The organism is Salipaludibacillus sp. CUR1, from assembly GCF_021028955.1.
Lineage (GTDB): Bacteria > Bacillota > Bacilli > Bacillales > Salisediminibacteriaceae > Salipaludibacillus.
On record NZ_JAIWPE010000009.1, the window covers coordinates 67,172 to 82,913 of the forward strand.

The window sequence follows — 15,742 nt, forward strand, 5'->3', positions numbered from 1 at the left end:
CTGCCTCCTCCATTATTTAAATCCATGCTCCTTTAAAAAGCTGCCAGTAATTTTTTCTGACGAATGATCGTCTGAAGCGAAACGGTTTGTAATCAGTTCTTCAAGATATTTCGCCAGCATGTCACATTCAATATTAACGATATCCCCGGCGCCTTTATCTCCGATAATAGTTTCCTGAATGGTGTGAGGAATGATAGAAATGGTAAAGGTATCAGGAGTTAAACCGAAAATTGTTAAACTCGTGCCGTCAACTGAAACGCTGCCTTTCATCATCATATATTTTCTAAGCTCTTTAGGGATTTCAATATCATAATAAACCGCATTATGCTCTGGACGCTTTGCTTTAATAGTACCTATACCGTCTACATGTCCGGAAACAAAGTGACCGCCGAAACGCCCTTCCGCTGACATCGCACGTTCCAGATTAACTTGAGAATTAACATTTAAGTCCCTCAGGCTTGTATTCCTTACCGTTTCCGGCATTAGATCCACAGAAAATGTTTGACTGTTAAATGTGGTTACAGTCAGACATACGCCGTTAACAGAGATACTATCTCCTAAATGAACATCGGAAAGGATAAGGTCAGCCTGAATCGCCATTACGATGGCATCACCGTTTTTTTGAATTTTACGGATCGTTCCTTTTTCTTCTATAATTCCTGTAAACATTAGTTATCCTCCCTTTTATAGAAAACAAACTTTATATCGCTTCCTATAGACTCCATAGAGTGAAGCTTAAGATGAGGTGCGTCTTTCAACAGAGGAATCCCTTCACCGGAAAAAGACGACTTAGACTTTTCGCCTCCGATAATGAGAGGAGCCATATACTTGACCACCCTTTGAAATTGGCCTGTACGTAAAAAACTGTCATTAACTTTGCCTCCTCCTTCTACGAGGAGTGATGTAATTTGCTTATCACCAAGTACACTAAGAAGCTGATCGATCGAAATATGGTTGCTTTCCAACTGTAAAACATACACTCCGTGTTTTTCCATTTCATTTATCTTTTCTTTTTCTGCAAGACTGGTGGTTATTATCCATGTTTCTGCGAGTTTATCCGTTATTAAGTTTGAATCTAACGGAATCCTCAGTCTCGTATCCAAAACAATTCTGACAGGATTATTTCCCCCATCCTCCAGCCTTGCCGTAAGTGAAGGGTTATCTTCTATAACCGTCCCTACCCCGCAAAGAATCGCATCATGTTCATGGCGGAGCCGGTGCCCGTCCTTTCTTGCTTCTTCTCCTGTTATCCATTTACTTTCACCTGTAGACGTAGCAATTTTTCCGTCTATACTGCATGCAGTTTTTAAAGTGACAAAAGGCTTACCTGTGCTGATAAAGTGGAAAAACTCCCGGTTAATCTCATCAGCTTCCTCTTTCATTAAACCTGTATCAACTTCAATACCTGCTTTTTTAAGTTTTTCAATTCCTTTTCCTGCCACTTGCGGATTGGGATCCGTAGAGGCAATAAAAACCTTTGAAATTCCCGCTTCAATGACAGCATCCGCACAAGGAGGTGTGCGGCCATAATGGGAACATGGTTCAAGAGTTACAAACATTGTGGCACCGGACGCTTTCTCTTTAGCCATTTCAAGCGCCTGCCTCTCAGCATGTGCTTCTCCTGCTTTGAGATGGGCCCCCACACCAGTAATCTGGTTATTTTTCACAATGACACAGCCCACTGACGGGTTCGGGGAGGTTTGCCCTTTAGTGTTTTTAGCCATGTCAATAGCAAGTTTCATATAGTGATGTTCCATCGAACCCTCCTTAATTCCATTCCTTCATCTGCAACAGTAAAACAGAGCCTGCAGCACAAAAAACCTGAAGGAATATTTCCTTCAGGAGACAGACGTACAGAATATGAATAGCCACAAAAAGGGTTTTAAAACCAGGCCTACTGCCAGAAAATAAATGGTAACGTTTTCCCGGGTAATTACTAAAAATTGGTTACCAAAAAGGGCAGACTTCACCCTTATTATTAGTCCCTTTTTTTAACCGCCATATCCTTCTCCCATCCAGACTCTCACTGTCGGCTTTGGAGTTTCACCAAATCCACCGCTGCCTGAATAAGCAGCGGGTCACGGACTAAGAGGCCAGGCCTCATCACCGCCGGTAGGGAATTTCACCCTGCCCCGAAGGAATCGGTTTATTCGTTTTGTTTATTATATCACAAGAGTCGACATATGCGCTTAAATTTGCAAAAAAACGGCCAAAGAATTTAATCTTCAGCCGTTTGTCAGTTTTATTCTTCGTAAACTTTCACTTCCTGCATGATATCTCCCTGGCGAATGCGGTCGACAGAATCAATTCCTTCGACAACCTTTCCAAACACGGTGTGAACGCCATCCAAATGCGGCTGAGGTTCAAAAACGATAAAGAATTGGCTGCCGCCCGTATCTTTGCCTGCATGGGCCATAGACAGACTGCCTTTCTCGTGTTTATGCGGATTGCCTTCTGTTTCACATTTAATTGTGTAGCCAGGACCTCCTGTTCCATTTCCGTTCGGACATCCACCTTGAGCAACAAAGCCTGGGATGACACGGTGGAATGATAAGCCATTATAAAAACCTTCATTTGCTAATTTTTCAAAGTTAGCTACTGTGCCTGGTGCTTCTTCAGGGAAAAATTGCAGAACAACTTTTTCTCCTGTTTCAAAAGTGATTTCACCTTTTTTCATGTCGTAAACCTCCTATAATTGTTTAAGTCAAGCAGACTTCTTTATTTTACATCAGTTGGATAAAGAATGAAACAACAGGAATTCAGCTTGGTTTATTTAAATCTGCTTGACCGACCCGGAGGCTTTTGCAGGACTTCCGCTGTTCCGGTATGACCGTTCATGGCGGACGAGATCTTCAAAACTCTCTCTCTCGATGACACAACGGTGTTCTCCATCTTCTACAAAAACCACAGCAGGACGTAAAATCCGGTTATAGTTATTAGCCATTGAGTACCCGTAAGCGCCGGTCGAGGAAACCGCGAGGAGATCACCCTGTACAGCAGGTGGAAGGCTTAAATCCCAAATAAGCATATCCCCGCTTTCACAGCACTTTCCTGCAATAGATACAAGTTCAGTTTTTTCTTCAGCTGCTTTATTAGCTACAATAGCTTCGTACTCAGCCTGATACAGTGCAGGCCGGATATTATCTGTCATCCCGCCATCCACTGAAAGGTAAGTTCTAAGGTCAGGGATATCTTTTCGTGACCCGATACGATAAAGCGTTGTGCCAGCCTCACCGACTAAAGCACGGCCTGGTTCAATCCACATTTCAGGCACCGGCATATTCAGTTTCGCTGACTCCTTTTCAGCAGCCTCAACCATACGGTCAATATATTCGTGCAAAGGAAGAGGAGCATCATTTTCGCCGTATCTTATTCCGAAGCCCCCTCCTACATTAAGAACTTCAGGATAGTACCCGAGCTCCTGCTGCCATTGGGCAAGGGATAAATAAATCTCCTTTACAGCTTCCTCAAACCCTTCCGCTCTGAAAATCTGGGACCCGATATGGGAATGTACCCCTTGAAGCCGGAGATAAGAATGACCCATAATCATCTTAATTGCCTTTTTAGCCTGGCCGCTGTTTAAGTCGAAACCGAATTTTGAGTCCTCCTGGCCTGTAGAAATATACTCATGAGTATGAGCCTCTACACCGGGAGTGATGCGGATCAGGACATTCATTTCAGTTTTCATAGATTCAGTCATTGCCATAAGCCAGGATAATTCTGTGAAATTATCAACAACAATACAGCCGATCTTTTCTTTTAAAGCCATTTCCAGTTCGTCGGGTGTCTTATTGTTGCCGTGGAAATGGACGCGTTCCATAGGAAATCCTGCCTGAAGAGCGGTGTATAGTTCACCCCCGGAACAGACATCGAGACTTAATCCCAGTTCGTCTGCAAGTTCGATCATAGCAATACAGCTGAAAGCTTTACTGGCATAAGCCACTTGATAATTTACGTTTTTATTTTCAAAAGCCTGTTTAAACTCTTCAGCCCGGTTTCTAATATCTTTCACATCATATATATATAGAGGGGTCCCATACTTGTCTGCTAAAGTGGTAACGTCCACCCCTCCAATAGATAAATGCCCTTCTCGGTTTATACAACTTGTTCCGTATAAGCCCATACACTTTTCACTCCTTAATTGCTCATCACTACTATCTTATTAACAAAAATGAAGTTGTCGACGTCATACTTTTAATTTAAAGCATAAAAGGGAAATGAATGCGAACCACATTCATTTCCCTATTGGACAACTATCAGCAGTTTCCGCCAGGTTAGTGCTCCACTACACAACGCAGTGACAGTGTACAACATTTTCAGCTGCACCCCAGCAAATAAAACGGAAGGAGCCGTTTTTACTGCTTCGGCAAACCGGCCTTTCCATTGTCTTCCACGCCTCCTGATGCTCCAACAATGTACTGATCCTTATTGCGCCTCTACCTGTTATATGACGAATGAACCTTCTCATTAATCATTTTTTTACACAATATCATATAAAAAGTCTTCCTGCAACTATTAGGAACTTCCCTGTTTAATTGGATCCTGCGGGTTCACTATACTTGGCCTTCTTCGTTTAACCGGGACAGCCTGACGAACAAGTATATCCATCAGGGCTTTCAAGTCAAAAGGAAGAAACGGCCATAAATAAGGTACATTAAGCGCTTTTATCCTTACAAGCAAAATAAATACAATGGCTATTGACACGACGAACCCAGGCACATGAAAAAGAACCACCCCAACCAGAAAAATTAATCTTAACATTTTTAAAGCAATCGCCATTTCATAGCTTGGTGTGGCAAACATCCCTATCGCCGCTACTGCCACATAGAGTATAACTTCAGATACAAATAAGCCCACCTCTACAGCTATTTCGCCTATTAATAAGGCAGCCACCAGCCCTAAAGCAGTGGCCAGCGGTGAAGGTGTATGAATTGCAGCCATTCTTAGAAGTTCGATCCCCAGTTCTGCTAATACAATCTGAGCAAATATCGGAACGTTCGAGTCTTCTTCAGGTCCGATAAAATCTAAATTATCCGGCAGCAGACCCGGATCTAACACAAATAAGAGCCACAGTGGCAGGATAAATAAAGAGAACAGCATTCCCGAAAACCGTACCCACCTGAAAAATGAACCGACTATGGGGGCCTGTCTGAATTCTTCTGCATGCTGCACATGATGAAAAAATGTTGTCGGAAAGATAATTATACTGGGAGAGGCGTCAACAAATAAAATAATGTGGCCTTCCAGCAAATGTGTTGCAGCTACATCCGGCCTTTCAGTATAACGGACCATCGGAAAAGGGTTGGATCCTTGTTTAACCACAAATTCTTCAACCACTTTATCTGCCATCGTCAGCCCGTCAATATCAATCTCTTTCAGTTCTTTTTTTATAATTTTAACCATTTCAGGGTCTGCGATTCCTTTAATGTAAGATAAGCTGATATCCGTTTTCGACCTTCTGCCAACCTGCATAATTTCATTCCGTAAACGTTCGTCCCTGATTCTCCGTCGTGTTAAAGCTGTATTCTCAATAATATTTTCAGTGAAACCATCACGGCTGCCGCGCACTACTCTTTCTGTATCAGGTTCTTCCGGGCCTCTTCCAGGATAACTTCTAACATCAACAACTATTGCCTCAGTTTCACCTTCGATGAGTATAAAAATTAATCCGGAAAGCATTTGCGTAATTGCCTCGTCTATGGTTTCCACATGTTCAACCTGAACATGTGCCAGACGATTTTCAACTTGCTCTCTTACTTTTGTCCGTTTTCTTTCTATGGCATCAAGAAACATTAATTCTCTTAACAATTCAATAATATATTGAATATCACATAATCCATTAACAAAATAAAACTGGATTTCTTTGTCCAGCACATGTATTTTACGGACGCCCACATCAAAGCTTTTTCCTATCCCTACCCGTTCCTTAATCATCTTCTCATTCTCATGTATATCGTCTGAAATAGGATGATCGATTTTTGTTTCATCAAGCTGCTTCTTGTCCACTCATACCGCTCCTTTCAAAATTGCCGCTAACACACTTAGTATGAGTGAAATAAAAAAAACCATACAAAAAAACAACTCAACCTTATTCGTTGAGTTGTTCCTTTAACTGAATAAGTATTTTCTTTTCCAGACGTGAAACTTGTACTTGAGAAATCCCAAGCCTTTCTGCTACTTGTGACTGGGTCTGATCTTTATAGTAACGGAGATAAATAATCAGCTTTTCTCTTTCTGAGAGTCTTTCAATTTCATCTCTCAAGGCTATCCTATCAAACCATTTTCCATCATCCTGGTCTGAAATCTGGTCCATGATCGTTATAGGATCTCCATCGTTTTCATAGACTGTCTCATGAATAGATGCCAATTGACGGCTCGCTTCCTGTGCAAATACTACTTCCTCCGGAGATATATCAAGTTTATCGGCAACTTCCTGAATTGTGGGCACTCTGCCTAACACTTTTGAAAGTTCATCCTTCATTTTCCGGATATGATTGGCTGTCTCTTTTATAGACCGGCTGACTTTCACTGTGCCGTCATCTCTTAAAAAACGCTGGATTTCACCAATAATCATAGGCACTGCATACGTAGAAAACTTAACATCAAAACTTAAATCAAACTTGTCTACAGATTTTATAAGCCCGATGCAGCCAATTTGAAACAAGTCTTCCTGATCATACCCCCGATTTAAAAAGCGTTGGACAACCGACCAGACAAGTCTGGTGTTATGGTGGACGATCTTATCTCTTGCATCCTGGTCCCCATCTTGTGCAAGCTTTATGAGCTCTTTGACCTCTTCATCTTTTAAGTGTTTCTTCTTATTATTCTTAAAATCCACATTCATATTGACCGGCCTCTCAATTGCATAGGGCATTTTGCTTTGAGAGTCTTTTAACGAGGGTAACCGTCGTGCCTTCCATTAACTGAGAATCTACTTCTACATGATCCATAAAGTTTTCCATAATGGTAAAGCCCATCCCGCTTCTTTCCAGTTCAGGCTTAGAAGTATAGAGAGGCTCTCTCGCTTCATCCAGATCACTGATTCCTTTTCCCTCGTCACGGATGACCAGGTGAACAGTCCCATCGACCAGCTCGGCATCAATATAAACTTTTCCTTCTTCATTTTCACTGTAGCCGTGAATAATCGCATTAGTAACTGCTTCACTCACGACAGTTTTTATTTCTGTTAATTCATCCATCGTAGGGTCTAACTGTGCCACGAAGGCTCCAACAGTTACACGGGCAAAAGATTCATTCACGCTGATGGCTGAAAAAGAGAGTTCCATGCGGTTCTTCATGAAGCCACCCCCAGACTCATTAATGCTTCCCTTTCATTAGAAGTAAAAGTAACAATTTTAAATAAGCCTGAGAGCTCGAACAACCGTTTAACTTGCGGTGATATGCAGCAAATGACTAATTCGCCTCCCACAGACTGTACTTTCTTATAACGGCCTAATACAACCCCCAGACCGGAACTGTCCATAAACGTCAGTTTCTCTAAGTTTAATAACACGTGTGTAAGGTGGTATTCAGAGAGAGCCGAATCGACACGCTCACGCAGTTTCACTGCATTGTGATGATCTAATTCACCCACAAGTCTGACACATAGAACTTCTTCTTTTCTTTCCAAATCAATTAACAAGCTCAAGACATCTCACTCCTTCACATGAGTTCTTTATCCTCCCGTTTTCCTCTCCCGGGAAATCGATGGATAGTACGTGTAATTCACGTTCTTAGTATGATTTTCCTTCATAGAAACAAAACTAGTGGGCATTCGCCAAAACTTCTTACAATTCGCCTGCGTAATTAAGAGGCATCCCCGAATAAGACAGAGCGCGTCCGTCTCATAAGCTGCCATAGAGTCGCTTCATCCACACTTTCGGAAGCAACCAGCGGCTGAGTTAAAATCGTCTTACCGTCTTTTTCAATAACTAAAGATCCGAGCTCCTGACCTTCAAAAACAGGGGCTTTAACCTTGTTATTTAATGTGATTTTTTCTTCTGCCCCTTCAATGGATTCACCTTTTTTCATAAGCACAGAAACGGGTTTCTCAGGAACGACTTGTACTAGGGATTTAGCACCTTTATCAATATTTATTTCACCCAGTACATCTGTAGGCTGGTAACGCGTGTGAAGCTGATATTGGCTGTATGCGTAATCAAACATCTCAGTAATTTGCCTGTTTCGTTCTTGCGGAGTGGGAGCTCCCATTACCACAGATATCATTCTCATACCATCTTTATTAGCGCTCGCTGTCAGGCAATATTTCGCTTCTCTTGTAAAACCTGTTTTCAAACCGTCGACACCCGGGTAGAACTTCACCAGTTTATTTGTATTTACGAGCCAGAAAGGATCATCTGTATCCTTTCTCAAATAGTCTTCATAAAGACTCGTAAATTCAGTGATCTCTTCATGGCGCAGGAGTTCTTTACTAATGACAGCCAAATCATAAGCTGATGAGTAATGATTTTCGGCCGGCAGTCCATTAGAATTTACAAAATGTGTATTTTCCAATCCCAGGCTTTTCGCTTTTTCGTTCATTTTGGCCGCAAATTCATTTTCAGATCCAGCTAAGTGTTCAGCCATAGCAACTGAGGCATCATTTCCTGACGCGATGGCAATCCCTTTCATCATTTCCTTAACCGTCATTTCTTCTCCCGGTTCAAGGAAAATCTGTGAACCGCCCATAGATGCAGCCCGTTCACTTGTCCGCACTTTGTCATCCCATGAAAGCCTGCCGTCTTCGATCGCTTCCATTATTAAAAGCATCGTCATTACTTTTGTCATACTTGCGGGCGGCAGTTGTTCATGACTGTTCTTCTCAAATAGGACAGTTCCGGTATCTCTCTCCATTAAAATAGCTGAAGTTGCTTGATCAGCAAAATTTTTGTCACTTTCCATTGCATCTGTAAAAGGCACGTGGTTAAAGAAAAAAATAGCAGTTAAACACACTATTACAGCTGTCTTCACACTAATCCCTCCGATTTAATCATTCTATGTCCCCACTATTCTGCCCACTTAAGATGACAACTATTCTTTGTAAAAAAACAAAAATGACGTTTGGAATTAGCGTTCATTTGAAAAAAAACGGTTTCAATCAACCTTTCAGATGATTGAAACCGATTAGTTTGAGTGTACAAAGATTTGTAATCTGTTTTGACGGCCCCCAGGGGATTTTATAAATCAAATTGAATTATGAACCATTTAAAAGTCGGTGAATTAACTTTTTCAGTGGCTTTGATTTTCCGAAGGCTGGCCTGATCTTTCCGCGTCAGTTCTTTTCGTGTGGCAAGTAAGCGGAACGCCGCAGGAAACAAGCGATATATTTGTGCAATTAACCGTTATACGCAGAAAACCCTCACCTTATTATGATGAGGGTTTTACTTATCTACTGAGTTATGTCCCAGATTAAAAGCCGCTTATAATCAAGTAATTACATCATACACAAGAGGCGGCGAATCCAGGTCAGATGAAGAGATTTTATAAGAAGAGAGTACTTTCTGTTTGGAAGCTTCTATATCTTCACTATTTGAGTACACTGTCACGAGCGGCTCACCTTTTTTAACAGGGTCACCTATTTTCTTTCTTAACTCAATTCCAACAGCTAAATCTATTTCCGACGTTTTAGTCGCTCTTCCAGCACCGAGAAGCATCGCTGCCGTCCCAATCTGATCAGCTACGATTCCTGCAACATATCCATCTTCTTCAGATAGAACATCGACTTTAAATTCAGCCTGAGGGAGCTTATCAGGGTCGTCCACTACTGATGGATCTCCATTTTGAGATTCAATGAACACTTTAAATTGCTCTAATGCTTTTCCTGAAGCGATGGCCTCTTGAAGCAGCTCTCTGGCATCGTCAAGTGTGTCAGCTTTCCTGGCAAGGACCGCCATATGGCTTCCAAGAGTCAGGCAAAGATCTGTCAGGTCTTCTGGCCCTTGCCCTTTAAGTGTATCAATAGCCTCTCTCACCTCGAGAGCATTACCTACCATAAAACCAAGAGGCTGGCTCATATCGGAAATAACTGCAGAAGTTTTACGCCCGAGATTATTTCCTATTTTGACCATGGCTTCTGCCAGTTCTTTTGAATCTGACAGTTCCTTCATAAAAGCCCCTGCACCGGTTTTTACATCCAGAACAATGCCATCGGCTCCTGAAGCTATTTTTTTACTCATGATAGAACTGGCAATAAGGGGAATAGAATTCACCGTAGCTGTTACATCCCTTAAACCATATAATTTTTTATCAGCAGGCGTCAGGTTCTGAGTCTGTCCAATAACTGCAGCTTTATTTTTATTTACGAGGTCAATAAACTTATCATTACTTATTTCCACACTAAAACCGGGAATTGCTTCAAGTTTATCAATAGTTCCGCCAGTGTGGCCAAGGCCTCTTCCGCTCATTTTTGCTACCGGTACACCAATGCTCGCAACAAGGGGAGCTAATACAAGTGTCGTCGTATCCCCTACGCCGCCTGTGGAATGTTTGTCCACTTTAACACCGTCTATCGCAGACAGGTCTATTACGTCACCTGAATTAACCATGGCTTCAGTTAAAAAAGCGCGTTCGTCCTGTGTCATGTCCTGAAAGAATACAGCCATCGCCCAGGCACTTATTTGGTAATCGGGAATTGAGTCATCTGTATAGCCTTTGATTATAAAATCAATTTCTTCTTTAGTATGGCTTCCGCCATTTCGTTTTTTTTCAATTAAATCGACCATTCTCATTATTTATTCCCCCTCAGTAATCCGCCACAGCCCGTGTTGTCCATTCTTTAATAAGCTGCGAACGAAGGATTTGAATCTCGGTTTGGTTCTTTCCGCGACTTCCATTACTTCTTCATGGGTAATGCCTTCTATCGTTTCTCCAATAGCCATATCTGTTATACAGGATATACCTAATACATTCATGCCCATATGCCTCGCTGTAACTGCTTCAGGCACCGTGGACATGCCCACAACATCTGCTCCCAGTCTTCTGAGCATAATTAATTCTGCCGCTGACATGTAAACTGGCCCGCTCACCGCTGCATAAACTCCCCGCTGCAGGTTATAGTGTAACTCATCCGCTGTTTTAAGGGCCAAATCTTTCAACGCAGGTGTATATGCTCTGCTCATATCCGGGAACCTGGGTCCATACTTGTCCAGGTTTTCGCCAATTAATGGGTTCGAACCTGTAAAATTAATATGGTCTTCAATAAGCATGAGATCTCCGGGTTTAAAGTTCTCATTCATTCCGCCGCACGCATTTGTGACAATAAGAGTTTCGCAGCCAAGCTCCCGCATTACCCTTACTGGAAAAGTCACTTGCTGCATAGTATATCCTTCATAATAATGAAATCTTCCTTGCATGGCTATCACACTGACTCCCTCAAGAGTACCGATGACCAGCTGGCCTTTATGGCCTGCCACCGTAGAGGAAGGGAAGAAAGGAATATCCGTATAAGGAATCCTAACCGCATTTTCAATTTCATCTGCCAGCTCCCCCAACCCGGAACCTAGTATCATTCCAACTTGAGGTTTCATAAGCGTATGATGCTGACTTTTTATCCACTCAGCAGATTCGATTATTTTATCTGCAGTGATCATTTATTAACCCCTCCTATTGCATCTTAGCTACAATGGCTTTAACAAATTGCAGAAAATCAGCTCTCACCTTTTCAGTCGTTTCGATTACTTCGTCATGTGTAAGTGGCTGGTCAAGGATACCGGCAGCCATATTTGATATGCAGGAAATCCCCAATACTTTCATATTACTGTGCCTCGCCACAATTACTTCCGGTACGGTAGACATTCCTACAGCATCTCCGCCCAGCGTTCTCAGCATTCTCACCTCAGCCGGTGTTTCATAAACAGGCCCGGTGTTTCCGACATAAACCCCTTTTGTAACTTCTAAATTTAATTTCTGTGCAGCTTCTTCTGCTAAACTGATAAGTTCTTCTGTGTAAGCCTGGGACATATCGGGAAAACGCACTCCAAGACTCTCATCATTTGGACCTATTAAAGGATTAGTTCCAAACATATTTATATGATCTTTAATAATCATCAAATTGCCAGGCTCAAAACTCTCATTAATGCCTCCTGCCGCATTCGTAACTATTAACTGATCAACCCCCATTTCTTTCATTACCCGTACAGGGAGGGTCACAAGCTCCATAGGATAGCCTTCATAAAAATGAAAGCGCCCCTGCATAGCTGCTACAGTCGTTCCTTCCAGTTCCCCTATTACAAACTGCCCTTTATGGCCGGCAACTGTTGAAGAAGGGAAACCGGGAATATCTTTATAAGGGATCACAACAGGATTTTCGATTTCTTCTGCCAGTACCCCGAGACCAGATCCGAGTATCAGACCAACAGAAGGTTTGGAATCCAATTTTCTTTCAATGTACTCTTTTGCATGGACAATCATTTCATTACTGGACAATTCACTCATCTCCTACTTTATGATGTCATTTAAAAAACTCGTACCAAACTCAGGCAGCTTAACACCAAAATTATCAGCAATTGTGGCGCCTATATCAGCAAAGGTTTTCCTTGTCCCTAAAGGCTTCCCTTCACTCATACGCTTTGAAAACGCTAATAAGGGCACATATTCCCTTGTATGATCTGTACCGGGATGAACCGGGTCGTTTCCATGGTCAGCTGTAATAATCAGCAAATCATCTTCTTTCAATTCATTTAGCACTTCCGGTAAACGCGCATCATATTCTTCCAGAGCATTAGCATAACCTTTCGGGTCCCGGCGGTGGCCGAACTTAGCGTCGAAGTCTACAAGATTCAGAAAACTCAATCCTGTAAAATCTTTAGTGAGAGTCTGATTCATTTTATCCATGCCATCCATATTGGAAGAAGTCCGTAAAGACTCTGTAATGCCTTCTCCGTCGTAAATATCAGATATTTTACCGATTGCGATGGAATCAAACCCCTGGTCTTTTAACTCATTCATAACCGTCCTGCCAAATGGCTTTAACGCGTAATCGTGACGATTAGCCGTACGCTCCCACTTTCCAGGGGTTCCTATAAATGGTCTGGCAATGACACGGCCTACCATATATTTTTCATCCAGAGTCAGTTCCCGGGCCATTTCACAAATTTCCCATAATTCCTCAGGCGGAATAACTTCTTCATGGGCAGCGATCTGAAGAACAGAATCAGCAGATGTGTAAATAATCAGGTCCCCTGTATTCACATGTTCTTCACCAAGTTCTTCAAGAATTTCTGTGCCGGATGCAGGCTTGTTCCCCAGTACTTTCCGTCCAGTCTTTTCTTCAATCGTTTCTATCAGTTCAGGCGGGAACCCATCGGGAAAGGTTCTGAAAGGCTGATCAATATTCAGGCCCATAATCTCCCAGTGACCAGTCATCGTGTCCTTACCAACTGACGCCTCCTCCATTTTGCCATAACAGGCTTTAGGAGAAGCCACCTCAGTTCCTCCTTTATACTGTTTAATTTTAGTCAGTCCGAGCTCATCCATGTTGGGCATAGCCAGTCCGCCGTTCTCTTCGGCTATATGGCCCAGAGTGTCTGCACCTTCATCATTAAACTCTTTAGCATCCGGCGCTTCGCCAATCCCAACAGAATCCATTACAATTAAAAAAACGCGCTTGTAACTCTCTTGTCTCATTGTCTTCCTCCTTCAAAAAATGAATATCCCTTGTTTTACTATACCCGCACAGGGAAACAGCAATCATTATCGTTGTCGTGGTCTGAGGTCAGACATCTAAAGTTAAAACAACTGCTTATCACGCTCTTGGATGATATTTGGAATACACATCCTTCATTCTTACTTTAGTGACATGCGTATAGATTTGGGTAGTTGAAATATCCGCATGACCAAGCATTTCCTGGACAGCTCTCAAATCTGCCCCGTTTTCTAACAGATGAGTGGCGAAAGAATGTCTTAACGTATGCGGTGTTAGTTCTTTTTCTATTCTGGCAGCCCCGGAAAGCTGTTTTAAAACTTTCCAGAATCCTTGGCGGCTTAACGGCCTTCCATGATGATTAACAAAAAGTAAATCATGGGACAGTTTTTTGGTCAGCACAGGCCTGCTGTCGTTCAAATATTTTTCAAGAGCTTCACTGGCCATCTGTCCTAAAGGAATAATTCGTTCTTTATTCCCTTTTCCAAGACAACGGATAAATCCCATGTGTAAATGAAGATCCCCCAGTTTCAGGCTGCAAAGTTCAGTTACCCGTACACCGGTGGCATACAGTATTTCCAGCATAGCCCTGTTTCTTATGCCGAGCGGGGTTGATGAGTCCGGTGCTTCCAGCAACGCTTCAACTTCAGCAGTAGATAGTATTTTTGGAAGTGTTTTATCCGGTCTGGGCATTTCCACATGAACGGAAGGATCCTGGTCACTCAGCCGTTCTCTTATTAGAAACTGATGAAAGGACCGTATTGACGACAAAGCCCGGGAAATTGTCGTCCCTGCCCTGCCTAAATCATTTAAATGATATAAAAAATGAAGAATATTTGACTTTTTCACATCATTTAAAGCCTTGATTCCTTCTACTTTCTCCAAGTATAGAAGATAAGATTGCAAATCCCTCTCATAGGCAGCTGTCGAATTCCCGGCAAGCCCCTTTTCCACAGTGAGGTAATGAATAAACGCTTTCAAATCACTAGTCATTAAGCATGTCCACCTTTCTCTCAGCTACTCTCCCTCCGATATAAAAAGAAGAAAACGGTCAAAAAGGTAAACATTCTCTCCTGGATTTTCTCTTAAAGAGGGCTGAAAGACTTTCACCGCTTTACCTTGTGGCTCATCATAGCGATGGTACTCTTTATATTCGTCACTCACCCATAGAATACCATAATAAAATAATAGCGTGCACCCCATGAATAAGAAAAATATCCAGATTGTTTGAACAAAACGGCTTAGATTGTACATAGTTTACCTCTCCTGATTTCCAGTGTTAATAAAGGATATGACAACCAGGAGAGAAAGTATACTCATTAATTCCTATTAAATTATTATTAATTACGGCTTTATAACTGCTCTCCAAAGCGGTCTGCACATAACAATAGCCTTCTATATAATCCACAGCTCGCAAAAAACAAAAAAACCCGGGCAAATCATTGCGCCAGGTTTCATGATGTCTTTTTTGAGGTAAAGAGGTGCTTAACCAGCTTGTTTCTATTTGCAGCGGTGGCAAATGCCATGGAAGGTAAGCCTGTGATCTTTAATGGCAAAATTCCAGCGGTCTTCCACTACTCTTTCTACATCTTCCAGTAAATCTTCCTGTATTTCGTCTACAGACCCGCATTCAATACATACAAGATGATGATGAAAGTGGGCTGCTCCTTCCTGCCGGAGATCGTATCTGGAGACACCATCCCCAAAATTGATTTTATCAACGACTTTCAGTTCAGTTAAAAGTTCCAATGTCCGGTAAACAGTAGCAAGTCCGATTTCAGGGTACTTTTCTTTCACAAGCATATAGACATCTTCTGCACTTAAGTGATCATCTTCATGTTCAAGAAGGACCCGAACCGTTGCTTCTCGTTGCGGTGTTAATTTATAACTTTGAGAATGAAGTTGTTTTTTTATTCGCTCGATTCGCTGCTCCATTTTCTTCCCCCTAACTTCCTTTTCCTTAATTTAACTCCCGCTGTAAAAGGAAAAGTGAACATGATATCCATGTTCAAAATTAAGTTATTTATTCTCAGTCTATTATACTCCTTGAGAAAAAAGGGTGTCAAATGAGAATTAATATTAAATATACATCAAAATAATTAT

At 42.0% G+C, this 15,742-nt stretch carries 16 protein-coding genes and 2 riboswitches; all 16 genes read right to left on the reverse strand.

The annotated features are described in order from the left end of the window. Window positions 1–12: 12 nt before the first annotated feature. Window positions 13–669: a riboflavin synthase gene (gene ribE / locus K8O68_RS01460; RefSeq protein ID WP_230895160.1), complete on the reverse strand. Its 657-nt coding sequence runs from the start codon at window positions 667–669 to the stop codon at window positions 13–15. Then, window positions 669–1,757 (reverse strand): bifunctional diaminohydroxyphosphoribosylaminopyrimidine deaminase/5-amino-6-(5-phosphoribosylamino)uracil reductase RibD, encoded by a 1,089-nt coding sequence (ribD, locus tag K8O68_RS01465; RefSeq protein ID WP_230895161.1) that lies wholly within the window; start codon window positions 1,755–1,757, stop codon window positions 669–671. Before ribD ends, ribE begins: the two co-directional genes overlap by 1 nt. A gap of 242 nt (window positions 1,758–1,999) precedes the next feature. Continuing rightward, window positions 2,000–2,144, reverse strand: a riboswitch (FMN riboswitch). A 98-nt stretch (window positions 2,145–2,242) separates the two neighbouring features. Next, entirely contained in the window at window positions 2,243–2,677 is a 435-nt protein-coding gene (locus K8O68_RS01470; protein ID WP_093047199.1) for a peptidylprolyl isomerase, read from the reverse strand. Window positions 2,678–2,773: 96 nt separating this feature from the next. Continuing rightward, on the reverse strand, window positions 2,774–4,123 hold the full coding sequence (gene lysA / locus K8O68_RS01475; protein ID WP_230895162.1) for a diaminopimelate decarboxylase: 1,350 nt from the start codon (window positions 4,121–4,123) through the stop codon (window positions 2,774–2,776). 143 nt (window positions 4,124–4,266) lie between these two features. After that, window positions 4,267–4,447, reverse strand: a riboswitch (Lysine riboswitch). 68 nt (window positions 4,448–4,515) lie between these two features. Next, on the reverse strand, window positions 4,516–5,934 hold the full coding sequence (locus tag K8O68_RS01480) for a spore germination protein (protein ID WP_230895174.1): 1,419 nt from the start codon (window positions 5,932–5,934) through the stop codon (window positions 4,516–4,518). A gap of 154 nt (window positions 5,935–6,088) precedes the next feature. Next, window positions 6,089–6,844: an RNA polymerase sporulation sigma factor SigF gene (gene sigF, locus K8O68_RS01485; protein ID WP_230895163.1), complete on the reverse strand. Its 756-nt coding sequence runs from the start codon at window positions 6,842–6,844 to the stop codon at window positions 6,089–6,091. Between the two features lie 13 nt (window positions 6,845–6,857). Further along, entirely contained in the window at window positions 6,858–7,298 is a 441-nt protein-coding gene (gene spoIIAB / locus K8O68_RS01490; protein WP_230895164.1) for an anti-sigma F factor, read from the reverse strand. Beyond that, window positions 7,295–7,648 carry an anti-sigma F factor antagonist gene (gene spoIIAA, locus K8O68_RS01495; RefSeq protein ID WP_093047203.1) on the reverse strand — a complete coding sequence of 118 codons (354 nt, stop codon included), beginning with the start codon at window positions 7,646–7,648 and terminating at the stop codon, window positions 7,295–7,297. The genes spoIIAB and spoIIAA overlap by 4 nt, the downstream gene beginning before the upstream one ends. A gap of 158 nt (window positions 7,649–7,806) precedes the next feature. Then, the gene (locus K8O68_RS01500; RefSeq protein ID WP_370640465.1) at window positions 7,807–8,970 is read right to left on the reverse strand and encodes a D-alanyl-D-alanine carboxypeptidase family protein; all 1,164 of its coding nucleotides are present in this window, start codon (window positions 8,968–8,970) and stop codon (window positions 7,807–7,809) included. A gap of 455 nt (window positions 8,971–9,425) precedes the next feature. After that, window positions 9,426–10,727 (reverse strand): pyrimidine-nucleoside phosphorylase, encoded by a 1,302-nt coding sequence (locus K8O68_RS01505; protein WP_230895165.1) that lies wholly within the window; start codon window positions 10,725–10,727, stop codon window positions 9,426–9,428. 3 nt (window positions 10,728–10,730) lie between these two features. Continuing rightward, complete coding sequence (locus K8O68_RS01510; protein WP_230895166.1) at window positions 10,731–11,588, reverse strand: purine-nucleoside phosphorylase; 858 nt, start codon at window positions 11,586–11,588, stop codon at window positions 10,731–10,733. Between the two features lie 13 nt (window positions 11,589–11,601). Then, a complete protein-coding gene (locus K8O68_RS01515; RefSeq protein WP_230895176.1) occupies window positions 11,602–12,408 on the reverse strand; it encodes a purine-nucleoside phosphorylase in 807 nt (268 codons plus the stop codon). 27 nt (window positions 12,409–12,435) lie between these two features. Beyond that, window positions 12,436–13,623, reverse strand: coding sequence for a phosphopentomutase (deoB, locus tag K8O68_RS01520; RefSeq protein WP_230895167.1), 1,188 nt, complete (start codon window positions 13,621–13,623; stop codon window positions 12,436–12,438). 118 nt (window positions 13,624–13,741) lie between these two features. Then, window positions 13,742–14,632 carry a site-specific tyrosine recombinase XerD gene (gene xerD / locus K8O68_RS01525; RefSeq protein WP_230895168.1) on the reverse strand — a complete coding sequence of 297 codons (891 nt, stop codon included), beginning with the start codon at window positions 14,630–14,632 and terminating at the stop codon, window positions 13,742–13,744. Window positions 14,633–14,656: 24 nt separating this feature from the next. Then, window positions 14,657–14,893, reverse strand: coding sequence for a YqzK family protein (locus K8O68_RS01530; RefSeq protein WP_230895169.1), 237 nt, complete (start codon window positions 14,891–14,893; stop codon window positions 14,657–14,659). Window positions 14,894–15,139: 246 nt separating this feature from the next. After that, window positions 15,140–15,574 carry a ferric iron uptake transcriptional regulator gene (gene fur, locus K8O68_RS01535; protein ID WP_093047209.1) on the reverse strand — a complete coding sequence of 145 codons (435 nt, stop codon included), beginning with the start codon at window positions 15,572–15,574 and terminating at the stop codon, window positions 15,140–15,142. Between the last annotated feature and the right edge of the window lie 168 nt (window positions 15,575–15,742).